The 17,544-nt window shown below is 42.4% G+C and carries 15 protein-coding genes; 2 read left to right on the plus strand and 13 right to left on the minus strand.

The window, feature by feature from the left end; all coding sequences use genetic code 11:
* Positions 1-19: 19 nt before the first annotated feature.
* The 7 genes from BMW61_RS09930 to BMW61_RS09960 form a co-directional block, all read right to left on the minus strand.
* The gene (locus BMW61_RS09930) at positions 20-1,183 is read right to left on the minus strand and encodes a hypothetical protein (protein ID WP_091821454.1); all 1,164 of its coding nucleotides are present in this window, start codon (positions 1,181-1,183) and stop codon (positions 20-22) included.
* Between the two features lie 614 nt (positions 1,184-1,797).
* Complete coding sequence (locus tag BMW61_RS09935) at positions 1,798-2,256, minus strand: hypothetical protein (RefSeq protein ID WP_091821457.1); 459 nt, start codon at positions 2,254-2,256, stop codon at positions 1,798-1,800.
* A 58-nt stretch (positions 2,257-2,314) separates the two neighbouring features.
* Entirely contained in the window at positions 2,315-3,121 is an 807-nt protein-coding gene (locus BMW61_RS09940; protein ID WP_175475158.1) for a class B sortase, read from the minus strand.
* 187 nt (positions 3,122-3,308) lie between these two features.
* On the minus strand, positions 3,309-4,481 hold the full coding sequence (locus BMW61_RS09945; RefSeq protein ID WP_091821463.1) for a pectin acetylesterase-family hydrolase: 1,173 nt from the start codon (positions 4,479-4,481) through the stop codon (positions 3,309-3,311).
* Between the two features lie 88 nt (positions 4,482-4,569).
* A complete protein-coding gene (locus BMW61_RS09950) occupies positions 4,570-5,289 on the minus strand; it encodes a DUF6320 domain-containing protein (protein WP_022760565.1) in 720 nt (239 codons plus the stop codon).
* On the minus strand, positions 5,290-6,594 hold the full coding sequence (locus BMW61_RS09955; RefSeq protein WP_091821466.1) for a hypothetical protein: 1,305 nt from the start codon (positions 6,592-6,594) through the stop codon (positions 5,290-5,292).
* Between the two features lie 18 nt (positions 6,595-6,612).
* Positions 6,613-9,297, minus strand: a complete 2,685-nt coding sequence (locus BMW61_RS09960; protein ID WP_091821468.1) for a right-handed parallel beta-helix repeat-containing protein — start codon at positions 9,295-9,297, stop codon at positions 6,613-6,615.
* 215 nt (positions 9,298-9,512) lie between these two features.
* On the opposite strand from BMW61_RS09960, the gene BMW61_RS09965 reads away from it, so the two are divergent.
* A complete protein-coding gene (locus tag BMW61_RS09965) occupies positions 9,513-10,661 on the plus strand; it encodes a GGDEF domain-containing protein (protein ID WP_091821470.1) in 1,149 nt (382 codons plus the stop codon).
* A gap of 188 nt (positions 10,662-10,849) precedes the next feature.
* Here BMW61_RS09965 and BMW61_RS09970 read toward each other — a convergent pair whose 3' ends face one another.
* From BMW61_RS09970 to BMW61_RS09995, 6 genes are all read right to left on the minus strand, one after another.
* Positions 10,850-11,122: a hypothetical protein gene (locus BMW61_RS09970; RefSeq protein WP_022760561.1), complete on the minus strand. Its 273-nt coding sequence runs from the start codon at positions 11,120-11,122 to the stop codon at positions 10,850-10,852.
* A gap of 112 nt (positions 11,123-11,234) precedes the next feature.
* Positions 11,235-11,930 (minus strand): YggS family pyridoxal phosphate-dependent enzyme, encoded by a 696-nt coding sequence (locus tag BMW61_RS09975; RefSeq protein WP_091821520.1) that lies wholly within the window; start codon positions 11,928-11,930, stop codon positions 11,235-11,237.
* A 69-nt stretch (positions 11,931-11,999) separates the two neighbouring features.
* On the minus strand, positions 12,000-12,614 hold the full coding sequence (locus BMW61_RS09980) for an NUDIX hydrolase (RefSeq protein WP_091821472.1): 615 nt from the start codon (positions 12,612-12,614) through the stop codon (positions 12,000-12,002).
* 26 nt (positions 12,615-12,640) lie between these two features.
* Positions 12,641-13,237: a manganese efflux pump MntP gene (locus BMW61_RS09985; RefSeq protein WP_091821474.1), complete on the minus strand. Its 597-nt coding sequence runs from the start codon at positions 13,235-13,237 to the stop codon at positions 12,641-12,643.
* Between the two features lie 135 nt (positions 13,238-13,372).
* Positions 13,373-15,052 carry a GGDEF domain-containing protein gene (locus BMW61_RS09990; RefSeq protein WP_091821476.1) on the minus strand — a complete coding sequence of 560 codons (1,680 nt, stop codon included), beginning with the start codon at positions 15,050-15,052 and terminating at the stop codon, positions 13,373-13,375.
* A 141-nt stretch (positions 15,053-15,193) separates the two neighbouring features.
* Complete coding sequence (locus BMW61_RS09995) at positions 15,194-16,558, minus strand: sodium-dependent transporter (RefSeq protein WP_091821478.1); 1,365 nt, start codon at positions 16,556-16,558, stop codon at positions 15,194-15,196.
* A 157-nt stretch (positions 16,559-16,715) separates the two neighbouring features.
* On the opposite strand from BMW61_RS09995, the gene BMW61_RS10000 reads away from it, so the two are divergent.
* Positions 16,716-17,459 carry a helix-turn-helix domain-containing protein gene (locus tag BMW61_RS10000; protein ID WP_022760555.1) on the plus strand — a complete coding sequence of 248 codons (744 nt, stop codon included), beginning with the start codon at positions 16,716-16,718 and terminating at the stop codon, positions 17,457-17,459.
* The last annotated feature ends 85 nt before the right edge of the window (positions 17,460-17,544 follow it).

Consider the following 17,544-nt stretch of genomic DNA (forward strand, 5'->3'; position numbering starts at 1 on the left):
CCGCCTTTTAACATCATATTTACATTATCTCCATCAGACTTTTTCTAAGATCTATCTTATCCCAATAGGAAAGTGTATCCATACTCTTGAAGGTGTTTACCATTTCCTGAGTGTCTATCTGCGTAAAATTATCACTCTTAAGCTTCTCCAGTTTTTTATCTAGTTCTGAATAATAGAGGTCTGATGAGTCAGGGTCTATATTCCTTGGAACATTTTTGTCATCCTCAATATAAGCAAACAAGCCATAAAGTTCTGCTTGTCCGGCAGTTTCAGGATTTACCTTATTCACCTCAACTTTGTATAAGCCTTCCTGATCACCTTGTTTCACATAGACTTCAACCGACGGATTTGTTTTATCATAGTCGGCGGGATACTTAGCACTAAGTTCAAAGCTATTTCCTTCCGCATCATACGCTGCCGCCCTATGGAAGAAATAACCCTGGCCGTAATTATCCGGAAGTTCCAGTTTTTCTACTGCTTTTGATTCTTCTCCCGGATATACATCAATATTATTCTTATTCATTTTCTCAAAAGTACTGACATCTGACGGCGTATAGCTTCCATCCTTGAGGCCGTTCAGTTTCCCCAAGAGATTGTCGTAGAATTCCAGTTCCTTACTATTTCCGTTTGCACTGTTGTTTATGGTGTCATATCTGGCCGCTGACACAGCATCTATTGCTGAATCCACAGTCCCGCCAAAAAGATCCTGGACTCCTGCAATACTATTGTCTGTCATTCTTGCACTGGCCGATACTTCCGCAAAGAGCTTTGTTGCACCGCTTTCCCCGTATCCCATGCCATTAAAACCTGTCTCCCTGGAAGCATCAATCCACGCACTTTTGACTTCCTGCGGTGCATTAGGCGCAACTCTCTCAAGCGCAGCAACATCCGCATCCAGCTTTTGAAGTTTTCCTATTGCAGTATTCTTTGTTCTCTGCGCATCCCACTCTGCCTTTGAGTAATCTGACTTTGAGGTTTTCTGAATTGTATCGGCCGCATTGTTGTAGCAGTCTTCAAAGCTTTGGGTGTTGGCTGTATTTATCTGTGATGTTTGCTTTGATTGCTGTATTTTATTGGTTTCTATCTGTGCAGAATTAGCGTTTGATGATACTTTATCCGGTGTAACGTTATAACTATATGTATAGATACCGTTTTGCTCTTTAATTCCGGTGAGTTCCATCATAGACAATCCCTCCTTTTATTAATCGCAGTTGTACGATTACAGTTGTCCCAGATATCCCCCATTTTGCCTTGAATTTCTGTTTTTGAACTCATTCAAGATAAGCATTTTGCTCTTTTTCAAGGCAAACTATGTTCTTTTTAACTGACTATTTCCCGTTCTTGCTTCCTCTCTTACCCAGATAACGTTCTTTTCCTGAAAATCCGGGTAGGAAATTCGTTTCTCTTTACCAAGATTATTCTACTATTAGCAATTTCTTGGTAAATAGTCCTAGCTTTTTTACCAAGATATTTTTAATTTATCAAATATCTTGGCAAATAATTCCTTCCGCTATACCAATATTTTTCCTATATTGAAATAATCTTGGTAACCTCTCTAACCAGGCACACCCATAAATCCCCATTCTTCATCATTTATGGGTAAAGCATCACTCCTTGAACACAAAAACGGCCGAATACCAAAGATTATCAATCCTTTGATATTCGGCATATCCCTTGCTATCTTATATATCGGCTAAAAACATTATAACTTTAGAGGAAATTTAAAAATTTTAGACCAAAAATAAAAAGGCCCGAACAATATGTACGGACCTAAGCTTATCAACAATATGAGCATCATCATGCCTTAAGATGTTTCCCTGTAAGCAGTGCTGTCAGGAATACGGAAAAGCTGGCAAGCATTGCAATGAAGGTAATCATTATGCGGTTATCATCACCTGTTTTGGGAAGATCTGTTGTTGTGGTGGTTGCTGCTGTAGAAGCAGTGTTAGCAGCGACATCTGTTGCTGCCGGCGTAGTAGTTGTCGGCGTGGTTGCTGCCGGAGCAGTTGATGAAGCCGTATTACTTGCTGCTGAGGAAGCCTTGGATGCACTGTTTGTTGCAGTACTTGAGCTCGCGGTGCTTGCAGCATCCTCATCTTCATCTTTACCGTTACCATCCCTCTCTTCGCCTAAAAGTCCGGCATCGTAATTGTCCTTAATATCAACCGTTACAGCACCTGCGCGGATTCCAGATACAGGCGTAAGCATAAGCATAAGACAAATTGGAATTATTGTAAGTACTCGTATTTTTTTCATGTCAAATTCCCCTTCCGGTGTTTAGACTCAAAATTCATCTCTGTCATTTAGCAATTTATCATCCTACTCGTTTCGCAACAACAAGTAATCTTCCGTTCTTCATTGTATAGTCACAGGTTGAAAGTGTAAGCAGCTGGTCACCGTAGGAAGCTGTCGCTGCTATCTTGTGAAGTGACTTTGCTTTAAGATATGCAATGTAGGTATCAAAAGTCTGCTTATCATTTATATTGATATAATCTGCGTAGTTAAAGCCATCCTTCTCACCGTTTGCTGTGGTATCAACCACTGCTATTATCTCATAAAATCGCTGTTCTGTCGGTGTGTCAAGCTCAACTGCCTGGTGCTTTCTAAGATACTCATCTTCTTTATAATACTTCAGAGTTCCGAACAATGCTCCGGACTTCATGTTATGTCCGTGTATCAGAAGGTGATTATCAGACAAATCAAAACTGCATCTTTTATCTAAAACCAATAGGCCGTTTCTGTCATCATTTCCGAAAAAATCGTGCTGAAGATAATAGTCATTATCCCCTTCCCTGTACATTATCGGATAATCAATATCCGAATTGTTGATTCGAAGCCAGCCGGTCAGATCCTTGTTCTTCTTATACAGGTACTCTATTTTCAGAGCTGCGAGATTGTTCTTTGGATCATTAGGATCATCACTTATAGCCTTCTTTACGGTGCCGGATTCGCCAACCGTAACAGCTGCCATTGCCTGAACTTTTCTCATGTTGGCGCTGCTCTTTTGCTCCTGATAAATCTCTACAGCAAAAATACCTGTCACCACCAGAAAGGTGATGCAGGATAACGTAAGGATAGTATTTCTTATTGTTTTCCTGATTTTCCCCCTACGTTTTTGCATGCGCATAAATCCCCTGCTTTTTTTTTCATACTTTATTTCGGCATAAACATTGAAAAAATTTAGTATATTGTTTTCCCCTCATCCAGCACTTCGTGCCACCTTGTCTACGCTCCGCTCCGGTCAGCGCAAAGCCGACGTCCCCCGGACGTCGTGCGCCCCAAAGGGGGAAGGCTATATAGTTATGACATCATTTCAGTAGCTCCATCCCGACATCATAAACATTCCCGTTTACGGCATCGTGAAGCCATCGCGCCATTGTCACATCGTTTTGCGAAAAAAGGGTAAAATACGGTTCCCGCACTGCTGTATGAACAGTTCCGCCTTTTGTGACAATAGGCAACGTCCAGTCATTTATAAACATACCGAACTTCGGAGTAAGATCCTTTAACTCCTTTACCATTTCCTTAAGCTGATTATAGTACGCATCCTGAACATCCGCATCCGTCTTGTAGGTTTTGTTGGTAACATCATTATAGTAGGCACTAAGCACATAATCCCTGGTGGAACTGGAGTAAAGATATCTAAGTCTGTTACCATATTTTTTAAATAATCGTCTATACCAGCTAAGCGTGATGTTGTCTGACTTAATGGCATCACATATCGGCTCCGGAGCTTTCCAAACTTCCCGTGCGGTATACTCCCACTTATTGTAAAGAAGAAGCGCACTGTCCGATAAAAGCGTCACATCTTTCACCTCAGGATACCACACTCTGAGTATCTCATCAGTAAGTGCCGGAACCGCAAAAGCGCCTGCGCTGTTACCAGCTATCAGAAGTCTTTTCGGGTTTCCGAACAAATTTCTGGATACCCCCATCGCTTCAAGGAAATTGATATATCCGTGAAAATGCAGAACATGCTTCTCTCCATCCTCACCTTCATAGGGAAAATCGTTGTTTCCTACGTGAAAATCGCCGGTGGCATAAGGAATATCAATTATAGACCAGTCCTTGAAAGGGTTTGCCTTATCCTTGAGGTTCATGATCCCCATATCGATGTTCATTATCTGAGTAAAAGGGCGCAGATTATTCCAATAGTAATTGGGAAGATCCGCAGCAACCTTTCCACCGGTAATAGGCCTTGCAGCAGTGTACTCGTTGTACGCCACACCTCCGCCTGAAAAAAAGATGCAGAGCTTTTTGGGATCTGCAATCTTTACATAAACATGATATTCAGAGCCATCACCACTTAGCCCCATGGGAATTATAACGCGGTACCACTTCTTCTTTTCAGGCTTATCGGGGAGTTCAGGGGCAATAAGGTCTTTATCAACTATTCTTTTCCCGATGGAATTCTCCACGAAGTCGCCAAACTGCTGCTCTAGTTTTTGCTTTCTGATTTTGCGTTTTTCTTTGTAGTCCATGATCCATCATCTCTTGTAAGTAATTCTTCAGAGCCAGACTCGAAAACGTAAGCATTTTCTCGTTGTGGCTTCTCGCCACATAGAAGGTTTACACGTTAAACATCCTCTGCGTTGCACTGCTAAGCTCTCTAAAGCGGAACAGTAACAATGCGGCGACAGCAATCGCGAAAGCTGCCATGACAAACACCGCTGCGTAAGGATATGTGTTTTCACCGCTCCAGATGAAATAGGCCTGGGAAAAGGCGAGCACAGCATCAAATACAATATATATGATGTACTCCTCTATACGAAGCTTCATAAATTTAGCGATAATCCAGCTCGCGATCGAATGCCCCACCAGGCAAAAAGGAATCATCCAAATAACACTCCATCCGTGAAAGCCTGTAACCTTGTCAATGTAATAGTCGACAATTATCGCGACAAGTACCTCAACTGCAAGAACTTTTAATATGTTATAGCGATAGCGCATGATGGCCAGTATATCCAGCCATAACACAACACTTCCGAGAATAACCATTCCAACCCAGGTCACCATATCTCCGAAGAGATACTTAAGTGTAATTCCGAGCACTATAATGATTGCCAGTAAAAAGGTGCATATTTTCACAAAAGTCACGCCGTTGATTTTTCTCTCGGGAAGCGTCGGGTAGGGCTCATCCGGCTCCTCCGAAAAATCATCAATATCATACATCCTCTCATCTATACCGGTTCTAAGAACGTCGCTCCTGCCGAGAATTTTTCCTTCACACAAAGGACAGCAGGTCTTGTTCCCTCTTATTACAATTTTACATTTCGGGCAATAATGCATTTACTTACTCTCCCTTGTCTTCTTTTCCTTAATAATTGGAACATCATAATCATTGGTGCTTATCTCAACACCGATTCCCTCAGCAGTCAGCCTTCTGCAAAGGTTCAGCATCGTGGGATGATTGGTGAAGGCCGAACACTCTCCGAACACCATCTTATCCCTGAAGCTGCATATGGTTATCTGCTCCTTGGAAGCAGTCATAAACGCTGCAAATCTCTCTATGAAAGGAGTCACCTCAGCGGGCATTTTTATAACACCCATATTTGAAATCGAAGTCGTCACACCTTTCTTGGCAGCAGCATCAAACTGTCCTACGACATAATCCTTTATGAAAAGCGGCACAACCTTTATCGCTATATTATGCTCAAGCGCCGCATAAGAATTCATGGTCTCATTAATTCTTGAAGGCTCAAGCTGCTTCTTAAAAGCTGCATTCACCACATCTATAATGCTCTGCAGCGTATTGTCAAAATCCATGGGATCATATTTTATGCTTATTACCCCAAAGAAATTTCTCGCTGTGTAAGATTGAAAATACTGCCTCAGATTAACGGGCACACTTACAACAATCGGCTTTTTCTTCTGTGCAGTCGACATCGTATCTATTATGGCTGCGATATAAACCGCAGTCGAAAGAACTCCAACTGTTGAGCCATACTTCTCTGCAAGCTTTTTGAAAGCCTTAGCCGAAACACAGGCTTCAACAATATGTGACTCATTGTTACTGTCAACTTCTCCGTGAAGCTGATAAGCATTGTTTGAAGAAAGGCTCTTTAGTTGCTTTAAGCCTTTCTGGTTCTGATAAAAATGCCTGAAGGCATCGTTATTTTTCTCCTGAAGAGATGAAATTTCCGCTGCGAAGAAATCGTCATCCACATGAAAATCATGAGCAATCTCGAGATATCTCGTCACCATACGCCTAAAGAACATGAACGCACCCGTTCCGTCAGCCAGCACATGGAACATCTCTATGCTTATACGTCTTTTATAATAAAACACTCTGTATAAAAGACTCTTTTTACCGGGAAGATACAGCGCACTGCAGGGCGGCAGATGCTCTTCCTCCACCTCGCAGGAAAGGTTTGAATCCTCAAGATAATACCAGAAAAGGCCTCTCCTTAAAATGCAATTGAAAAAAGGGTATTCGACGATGGACTCATCAAGCGCCCTTTGTAATATGACCGGATCAATCTCCTCAAACAGTTCGCAGGAAATACGAAAAACTCTCGTATTTGCCCCGCTAACTGTTGAAGGAATGATCTTTGCAGCATTATCAAGTTTGTACCAATTTGTATGTCTTTCCATTGTTAATAGTTATCTGTATCACAGATTCTCAACAGTCTCTGTGACAGGCTCAATAGGTGATGTCTTTACTCTGTAAATAACATCCTCTAATGAGATAAATTTTTTCTCCTGTATAAATTTTAAATATTTAGGTGTGAGTCTCATAGTTATGCGTGGCTCGAGAGCCTTATTTACTCTCTCACTTATAGTCTTGCAGGCATCTGCGGGATCATGAGCCATACTCTTACTGAGTACGCACAAAAGTGTTCCCACTGTCTGAACAAGACCGCTCATATTGGCATCAGAACCGGCATCTACAGACTGCAATGAGCTGACACTCCATTTTTTCTTCTCCGAATAGATTCCGTATTCGCAGTCAACCTCAACAAGCCTCTGCGTTTTAAGATCGCGAAGCCACGCCGTGTTGCCTCTTACAAAAATATCCTGAACCTGGAACAACGTTCCATTGTAGGGGAAGGTAACATTTTCACAGCCGGTCATCGTAATATCAGCCTGAATTCTTGCCACTTCATCCTCTTTTTCCATGGCTTCCCAGCTTGCTTCACCCTCGGGGCCGTTCTCAAACTCCCCAAAAGGTCTCTGCTCCGGCTCCATATCCTCCAAGTCCTTCTGAGAAATACGCTTACGCGCTCTTCCTTCAAGGCGGTGTTTATCGTGATAATATATTGCACGTCCGCCCATGGTGGGATATGCAACGGTAAACCTGTCCGCAGCACCTTCTTCAAAAGGTCCGCAGAGCGGATGGATTGATCTTTTTCTTCCAAAATAGTCCGTATCAAAGATAATCTCTGTCCCGTCCGGATTTTCAAAAAACTGCTCCGGCTCAAAAGCCTGTCCCATAACCTTTGTTGAAACCATTCGAGTCATGCTCCTTGGCAGATACTCGTAGAGGTTCGTGTGAAGTCTGAAATGTCCGTCCTCTTCGGAGACAATTATCTTAACGGTATGATTTTTCTCAATATAGGGCGAATGCTCGCTGTCACAGGGCTGCGCTCCGTTAAAGAACGCATTTCCACCGGTGTAAACCGGAAGATGATCATAGTATTTATCATTGCTGCCGGGCTTAGCGAAGTCTCCGGACATCGGTTTTAACGAGGCAAAATACTGTTCCTTCGTGGGATAACCGTCATAGGGCTTGGTTCCGCAAATGAAATTGTATAGCGTCAGTGACTCAAAGCCTGCCTGATGCACATAATCTCTGAGGTCCTGCCTTATCTCCTTCTGAACGAAGATATTGTTATAGAATCTTGCATCGCCGTGCAGAATAGTCATAAAGCCCGCAATTTTCGTGGAGTGCGGAACATGGTATGGCGTGTATCTGCAGCTCTGGAACTTAAGTCCGCCGTTGTCACATCCCTCACCTACAAAGGTAAATGAACCATTTATAAGATTGTGCACCAGTGCGATACCCTGAGTGCTTAATCTGCAGGAAATATCCGACAGCATAAGATTGTGGTCAATAAGAGTCGGTCCGTGCGATACCTCGACAAACAAATCCTCTCCCAGAGACAATCCGCTCTTTATTTCGCACCCTTCGGGCGGAGTATTATCATGGAAAAAGTTCTGCGTAACCCTTGTTCCCTGTGCCTGCCAGTCAAGCCAGATTCCTCTGGTGCAGTGATGGATGTGATTTCTTCTGAAAATCGTATCGATCGCGGCGTGCATCTTGATGCCGCCAATCTCGGCACCTTCTATATTATGCTTGGTATTTATCCTGTAAATATGGTTATCTTCAATTGTGCTGAAGGCGCCTCCGAGATGTCCCACAATTCCGGTCTGCCCGCAATCATGGATTTCACACCTTCTTACTATGTGAGAGCCAATGTGCTCTTTGTCCCAGCCCTCATTTACTGCCTGACATACAGCATCGCGCTCTGTCTGAGTTCCATCCTTAATATAGGTCTTTGTCCACTTATTATCATTGCCGCTCTGAAGATATTTACCCAAAGAAATGCCCGAGCACTTGGATTCATAGATCTCACAGTCCTCAATGATCCAACCCTTAGCCCAGTGCGGTCCTATAAGTCCGTCCTGATAAGCTGTAGGCGGTGCCCACTGCGTTGCTGCCTGCCTCATCGCAAAGCCTGACACAGTGATGTAATTTATACCATCGGTAAGCGGCATGAAGCAGTTCCTTCTTACGCTTATCTCGACAGTTTCTTCGTTCGGATCTTTTCCATGAAAATTGGCAAAGATAACGGTGTCATTCATCTCCTGCGCTGAGAACCAGGTATAAACGCTAAATTCCGGATCCCAGGAGCTTCTTCTGACTTCGGGATTTTCAACCGCCTCAAGGGAATTCTCTTCATACATGGATTTGCCGTTTAAATAAACTTCTCCTGTGTGATTCTCCCTGTCGGCAAAGTACCAGTCACCCTCTATCTTCGTAGTGAATGGATTGTAATTTCCGAAAATATTATTGGGAACACTGACCTTCCAGACATCCCCCCTGAAGGGCTCCCATTCCTTTATCTCCTCGGCGCCTGTGATCACAGCCCCCTGAGGCTCGGTAGTACAATAAACTATAGGCTGATCCTTGGTTCCGCTGTTTTTCGGATGCACAAATTCTCTGTAAATACCCGGAGCAACAATTACTACGTCTCCGGGACGAGCTATGTCGGCAGCCTCCTGAATGAAACGGAATGGATGGTTTCTCGTTCCGTCGCCACTTCGAACTACGCTCTGTGAAACATAAATCTGCATGGCTTTACCCCCATAAAAAATATTTAATATAGCATCGGTATTAGTATAGCACAATTAGCTAAAGATTCCCTTAATTTAGCGTAATTTCACACGGTGTATAATTTATTAAAAAATTATAAAATTTATAAAATGCCGAAAAATAGAGGCTCTAAAAGTGATAAAATAGGTGGAAATATCGCAGATGCGAAATTCATTACAACTCAGGGGGACTCATCGTGTCTGAAGCTCTGTATTATACCGAAGCCAATATAGCATGCACTATCATTTTGGGGCTAATTCTTATAAAGATAAATCAAGGCATTGATCGCCAGACTTCAACAATTGTTCTGCGTCGTATGATTCTGGTATTGATGGGATATTTTCTCTCAGATGCTGTCTGGGCGCTTTTCTTTGAAGGAATCATTCCAAGTACTCAGAGCGCAATGTTTATCGTTTCCATTATTCCTTATGCATTTATTGTTGCCTGCAGCTACTGCTGGTTTATATTCTGCGAACTGAATCAGCAAAACAAGGACATCCTTTCAAGAAAAGGAGTCATAAAAAGTGCTGTTCCCATGATAGTGGCTATTCTCCTGATTCTCTTCGGAGCATTTGGCGGTATAGTCTTTTCCTTTGATGAGTCAGGTACACTTCTGTATGGTCCTCTTTATGCCGTACTTGTACTTGTCCCCATCGGATACATGGTTCATGCGTCTATCAAGGCTTTTATCAGAGTCTACACACAGGAGCGTTATATTGACCACGGACTTTATTTTGTAATCGGTATTTTCCCGCTCCTTCCCATAGTATGCGGGGTTCTTCAGTTGATATTCCTTGAGATTCCAATCATGTGTTTTGGTGCAACACTTTCCATCCTACAGGTTTATCTGACCTCGTTGGAGGATCTGATTTCCATGGATTCCCTTACTCAGGTCAACAACAGACACCAGATGCAGCGTTATCTTCTGAAAAAAATGAAGACGCCTACACCGGGACTTTCACTTTATCTTATGATAATTGACGTGGATCACTTCAGGGAAATAAATGATAACTACGGACATATAGAGGGCGATAAGGCTCTTGTCAGAGTCTCCACTGCAATGAAGGAAGCCTGCCAGGCTCACAGAAACAGATTCTTTGTTTCAAGATATGGCGGGGACGAATTTATAATCATTGCCGAAACCGAATACAAAGGTGAAGTAAACTGGCTCTCCGACAAGATCAGATCAAGCGTGAAGATTCTCAACGAAAAGGCCGCTGCTCCCTATGATTTATCAGTATGTGTAGGCATAGCGGAGTACGACTACTCCTCTCCCGTCCCGATTCCATCCTTGATTGCCCGCGCCGGCACCGACCTCTACCACATGAAACACGCCAAAGCATAAATTATACAAAGACATAACGCATGCAAAGACATGAAACACATAAAGGCATGAGCAGGCAAGAACATAATGAATACTAAAGCATAGAAAAGCCGCCGCATATATATGTTATACTTCAGACGATTATGCGTTTTTTGCAACGAGTCTGAAGTATAACATATATATGCGGCGGCTGTTTTAATGGTTTTGTTTTATGCTCCTCCGGCTACAGCCTTAAGAGCTTCAAATTCGGATTCGAATACTCCGCCCATCTTCTCTAGTTCATCCCAGTTGTACCAGGAGCCCGAAAGCTGGATTCCGTTTATCGATACATCTGTTACCACCACCATGAAGGGCTTGTGATTGATAACGATATAAGCGGTTCTGTTCATGCCAAGAGGCGCCACAAAAACATGACCTGTGTCTATCAGGTGATTTATCTGATCCAGTGTGAGGTTTTTGGTTAAAGGCATTGTTCTTAACATCAGACCACTCCGGGAATAGAATTGAGCAATTTTTCACGCCCTATTATTATTCTAAAGTTCCGTAGGCAGATTATCAATAAAATGATTATGAAAAATTGGTAAACTGTGATGGTTACACCTTACCGTAGTCGCGCTCGCCAAATATTCCGGTGCCGACTCTTACGAAAGTTGCTCCCTCTTCTATAGCGATCTCATAATCTCCGGTCATCCCCATAGAAAGCGTATCAAGCTGTGTCCCTTCGATATTTTCAGCCTTGAGCTTTTCCAGCATCTCCCTGAGTGCCCTGAAATATTGTCTGTTAGACTCCGGATCATCTGTGTAAGGCGCTATAGTCATGAGTCCGCGAACTCTGACATGAGGAAGCTTTGCTATAGTTCTTACAAACTCCGGTGCCTCCTCCGGTGTAAGGCCGAACTTTGTATCTTCTCCTGCCATATTTACTTCGCAGAGAACATCCATGACAAGGTCGTGTTTTGCAGCCTGCTTCTCAATTTCTTCAGCAAGCGAGAGCTTATCAACAGAGTGGATCATATCCACTTTTCCCGGAAGATACTTCACCTTGTTGGTCTGAAGATGACCGATCATATGCCAGTGAAGAGGCTCTTTGATCTCCTCCGTCTTATCTCTGATCTCCTGAACCTTATTCTCACCAAATACGGTAATGCCGCAGTCCATCGCCTGTCTGATATCAGATACGGGCTTGGTCTTACTTACCGCAATAAGGGTAACTTCGCTTCTATCGCGTCCCGCTCTGTCGCAGGCTGCCTGAATTTTCTTCTCTACTTCTTCTAAATTGTCTTTAATCATTGTCTTAACCTTTCCCTCATCCGTCAGCTTCGCTGACACCTTCTCCCAGGGGGGGAGAAGGCTAATATATTACTGTTTTTCTTCCAAAAAAGCGAATGGTTCCTCATCATGTAAAAAGTGCTGGAGCTGGTAGGCTGCAAGAATTGCAACATGCTCCTCCTTAAGGATGCGTCTGACTTCATCCCTGTCAGCAATTACAACCTGAATCTCCTCGCTCAGTTCCTGATATTTATCGGTTATCTTACCATCTGCATATCCAAATACCATAGCCACTGATTCGTCTGTCATTCCAACTGATGAGAATCTCGGAAGCTCATACATCGGATCCACCTCAATCGGATGAAATGTAAGTCCCGTCTCCTCGCGAAGCTCGCGAACCGCAGCTTCGTGATAATCCTCTCCTGGCTCACAGAGTCCTGCGGGGAACTCATAGATATAGGTATTTATCGGATAGCGGTATTGTTTTACCATAACCACCTTGTCATGCTTCTCTCCGCAAAGCGCATAGATAGAAACACCATCCGCCACATTTTTCCCTGTGTTTATCATAAGTTCGTCTTTTGTCTTACATCTGGATGCCACAAAATAATTGGACTTATGCCCCTTATCATTCTCACCCTTTACATGGAACAGATTAACGAATCTGTTCTCGGTGAGCTGTTCAACTGAATTGATTGTTGCCATAGTTGTTCCTTTCTAAATGTATTTACTCAGATTCCGAAAAATCCTCTTACAAAAATCTCTATTCCTATTCCGATAAGAATTATACCGCCTACAATTGTGGCTCTTCCTGCAAGTTTAAGTCCGACTTTTCTTCCAAGGTGAAGACCAATCCTGCATATCACAAAAGTAACCGCGCCGATAATGAGTGCAGACACAAGCGCTTCCGGTGCGTTGTAATCAGAAATTGTAAAGCCTACGGAAAGTGCATCTATTGCCGTTGCAATTCCCTGAACCATCAAAAGCTTTACAGTAAGCGGTTCCTTTTCAATAGGCTCATCACTCTTTTGTTCCTTGATTCCCTCAATCAGCATCTTACCGCCAATATATGAAAGAAGAATCAGCGCAATCCAGGGAATCAGTACCTGAAACTGTGTAAATATAGTAGCTATTGTATGTACACAGATCCATCCGATCATCGGCATCAAAAACTGAAAACCGGCAAAGGTACCTGCTATTACATTTTTTCTCTTAGGGTTCATCTCAGGATCTGCTATGGCATTTGCAATCGACACGGAAAAAGCATCCATCGCAAGACCAATGCCAAGCAGTATGGAATTACTGATAAGTAAAATTATATTTGACATGACTTCTCCTAACCAAAACTAATACAGCACCGGATGATAATCCATCCATACAAAACTTTATTATACACACAATGCCTTCCATAGAAAAGGGATGCCGCTCATATTGCAGCATCCCAGTCAAAATACACAGCACTGTCAATGGCTTAAGATTTTATTTTTTTCATATACCGTAACACGGTTCTTTCCGTTTTCCTTTGAAAAATACAGGCTATCGTCCGCATTTTTTAGGACATCATCCTTACCGCTTCCGGTGGCAACCCCAATACTTAAGGTTATCTTCTGATCCTCCGTGAACATCCAGGTCTGCTGTTCCATATAAAGCCTGAGTCTGTTCGCAACTGCCTCAGCATAAGGCACAGCCTTTTTATCAAGAAGCAGGACAAATTCCTCACCGCCGTACCGATAGCAGTGAACATCTGCGGTGATTTCCCTTTGCATAAGCTGTCCCATTCTTCCCAGCACTATATCGCCATTGATATGACCATAGCTATCGTTGATCTGCTTAAAGTCATCTATATCAATCATTATTATGCTGAATATCTGGTTTCTTCGTTTTGCCCTGTTGTAGTCGTGATTAAAGGTCTTTCTGTTAAAGAGCCTGGTAAGAGCATCTATCCTGCTGTTTAGAAGCAGTATTATAAATATCAGTATTATAATGCCAACAACAATCATTGATCCAATGATTATCTGCAATCTCTTGACATACTGTCTCCTGTACTGCTCATCTCTGGTCATCTCAGCCTTTGAATCAGAGACCATGTTATCAATGACATTTGAATATGAGATATTCTGATTATCAAACAAATCCGTATACAATCTGTTCAAAATTCCATACAGCCTGAACCGAACCTCGTCACTGGTCGGCGGATAATCGGTCTGAAGCCTTAAAATAGTGCTAAGTTCTGCCTTCTGATAGCCGTTTTCCTCGCAAAGTTCTATAAATTGATCAAGGTGCTCCCCAACCTCAACTTCCCTTTGTTCAAGCTCTTCCTTGCTGAGTTTATCAGAGTCCTTTAATGTCTCGGCGGCAGACAGATAACACTCAATCTGGTAATAGGGAACTATCAGGTCTCGGAGCATTATCTGACGATAAACATCCGTCGTAAACATGTCGTGTCCGTCCCATTTATCCAGTTTTTCCTGACACTCTTCATATCTGCCTGTATCCACATAGACTCTGGCCAGCCAGGTATCGTTTATCGCACTATAGGTTTCTTCATAAATATTCGTGTGTGACGTATCAACAATTTTCTGAGACTCCTTCAGATAATTCTCCGCAGCCTCATAGTCCTCATCAAGAATGGCCATGATTCCAAGCATGCGGTAGGCATAGCTTTTGATCTGAATATCTTCGATATTCTCAAACGCTTCAACCTTTTTCGCCTCGGCTATCATTTTTCTCGCCGAATCCTCTGTATAATTGTTCAGGAAAAAGTTGGCAAGATCGAGGTAAATATTGACCGTATAGTCTTTATCCTCACTCTGCTCAAGATAATACAGAGCATAACCAAGATACCTGTAATAACTCATGGTCTCACCCTTTTGCATATAAATAAGGCTGGCCTTCTCATAGAGTCTTCCGAGATCCTCGTTTGAAAAATGCCTGTTATTTATCATCTCATTTATCTTAGCCAGCTCATCATCCATGGTCTCCCAGCTGAAAACGAGGTCCTGGTCGATATATTCTCTGAGTTTTTCATGATTATTCTTTTTTTCAAGTCTTACCTGGGCATAATAAAGAAACTGCATCACAAAGAGAGCAGCAATAAAAAGAAATGCCGATATAATCAATTTTCTGGCAAGCATTTTATCCATAGTTTTCCTGTTATTCCGATATCATACGGTACCTGGCAAACAGTCAAAAAACACAATTCCATCATTAATTATAATCGGCATTTATAAAATTTTCGTTTCTTAAGTATAGTATTTTTAGAAATTAACTACGGCGGTAACTAATCAAGGTAAGAGGCCTTGGATAAGGATTATGGCTATGAGGATAGGGAGGATGAATTTAAAATAATACTTGAGGATGTGAGGCATTTTCATGCCGACACCGGTGTTTGTTTCCTCAATATATTTGTCAAAGCCCCATCCGAACTTTGTTGTACAGAACAAGAGGAATATAAGTGATCCCAGAGGAAGCAGGATGTTACTTACAATAAAGTCCTCGGAATCAAGGACATCCCTTGCTCCTATGATGTGAAGATCACTCCAGACATTATAGCCAAGTACGCAGGGAATGCTTGCTACAAGGATAAATATGCAGTTTACAAAAATTGATTTTCCTCTGCTCCATCCAAGGTTATCAGTAAGGAATGCCACGAGATTTTCAAATACAGCAGTAACTGTCGAGAAGCTTGCAAAGGTCATAAATATAAAGAACAATGTTCCCCATAATCTTCCAAGATTCATGTTTAAGAATACTTTGGGAAGAGTTATGAAAATAAGAGCAGGGCCCTGACCGGGTTCAACGTTATAACTAAAGCATGCAGGGAAAATGATAAGGCCCGAGATGATTGCAACAAAGGTATCAAGAGCACATATTCTCACTGCTTCTCCTGTAAGAGAATGCTCTTTTGACATATAACTTCCAAAGATTTCAAGAGCGCCTATACCCAGGCTCAGGGTAAAGAAGGCCTGGTTCATCGCTGCACTTATAACCTTGCCGATTCCAACCTCCGTGGCTCTCTTCCAGCTGGGAAGAAGATAAAAGCTAACGCCCTTTGCCGCACCCTCCAGTGTCAACGAATGAAGTGCCAGAACTATAATCAGAGCAAGCAAACCAATCATCATGACCTTGTTGACGCGTTCAAGTCCATTTTCAACGCCGAGGCTTAAAACCAGGAATCCAAACACAACGGTTATCACCATAAAGATTCCCATCTCCTTTGGATTAGCCAGCATATTTCCAAAGACCTCTTCTACTCCTTCGGTAGCTACATTCGCAAATTGTCCCGACGCAAACTTGTAGAAGTAGTCAACCATCCAGCCCGAAACCGTGGTGTAGTACATCATGAGAAGATAACATCCGATAATACACATCCATCCGTGTATATGCCACTTCTGTCCCGGCTTCTCCAGCTTCTGATAGCCGCGCACCACAGTCTGCCCACTGGCACGACCGATGGCAAACTCCATTGTCATTACAGGAATTCCCATGAGAATAAGAAAGAGCAAATAAAAAAGCACAAATACCGCGCCGCCGTTAGCTCCCGTCACATACGGAAACTTCCATACATTACCGATACCGATTGCGCAGCCTGCACTTACCAGAATAAAACCAAGTCTTGAGCCGAAGCTTCCCCTCTGTTCTTCGTACATTTTTAACTCCCTTCAAACTTTCATACACAAAATCCAAATATAATTTTATCACATTTACACTTAGGATTAATAAAAAGATTATTGGAAACATCAGCAATTTTGTTCTATTATAGTTGCATAAACAACTTAATTTTTAAGTAACTACGGAGTTATTACTATGTTATTATCCAAGGATTGGGAAGAGAATGAACTGAATCTGTCAGAGAGCGAGATGATACACCGCCAGCAGAATGATGAGTACATGTTCTATCAGAGTGTAGCCAGTGGGGATGTGGATGCCATTCAGGAAAACATCGACAACCACAGATTCCTGGATGCCAACGGAACCGGTACCCTCTCAAGGGATCCTCTCCAGAATCTCAAATATCATTTTGTTGTGACGGTAGCACTCATCACCAGAATATGCACCGAAAAGGGCATGGAGATGGAGCGCGCCTTCAGACTCAGCGATTTTTATATACAAAAGCTCGATGACATAAAGACTATCAATGAAATATCGGATCTTCATTCCAAGATGGTAATGGACTACACCGTCAGGATGAAGGATTTAAAGCACAACGCAAATCTTTCTAAGACAACAAACGAATGCCTGAATTACATCTATACAAATGTAAACGACCGCATCACTATTGATGATCTTGCTGAACATATGAAGACTTCAACAAGTCATATCTCAAGATTATTCAAGGAAGAACTGGGGATATCCCCAAGTGATTATATAAGGAATGTCAAATTGGACAAAGCAAAGAACCTGCTCAGATTCAGCGATTATTCAATAATTGATATTTCCAATTATCTCTCCTTCTCTTCACAGAGTCATTTCAGTAAGCTCTTTTTCGAAGAGACCGGAATGACACCTAAGAAGTATAGAGAGACATATTATGGAACCACCTGGAAATAAGATGAAGTTCTGCTCTCGCTTTGCTCGCCAGAACTAAGTAGTACACTAAGCTCGGAAAGACCTCGCTAAGTGATTACTTAAAAGG

This window comes from Butyrivibrio sp. ob235, from assembly GCF_900109475.1.
Classification (GTDB): domain Bacteria; phylum Bacillota; class Clostridia; order Lachnospirales; family Lachnospiraceae; genus Butyrivibrio.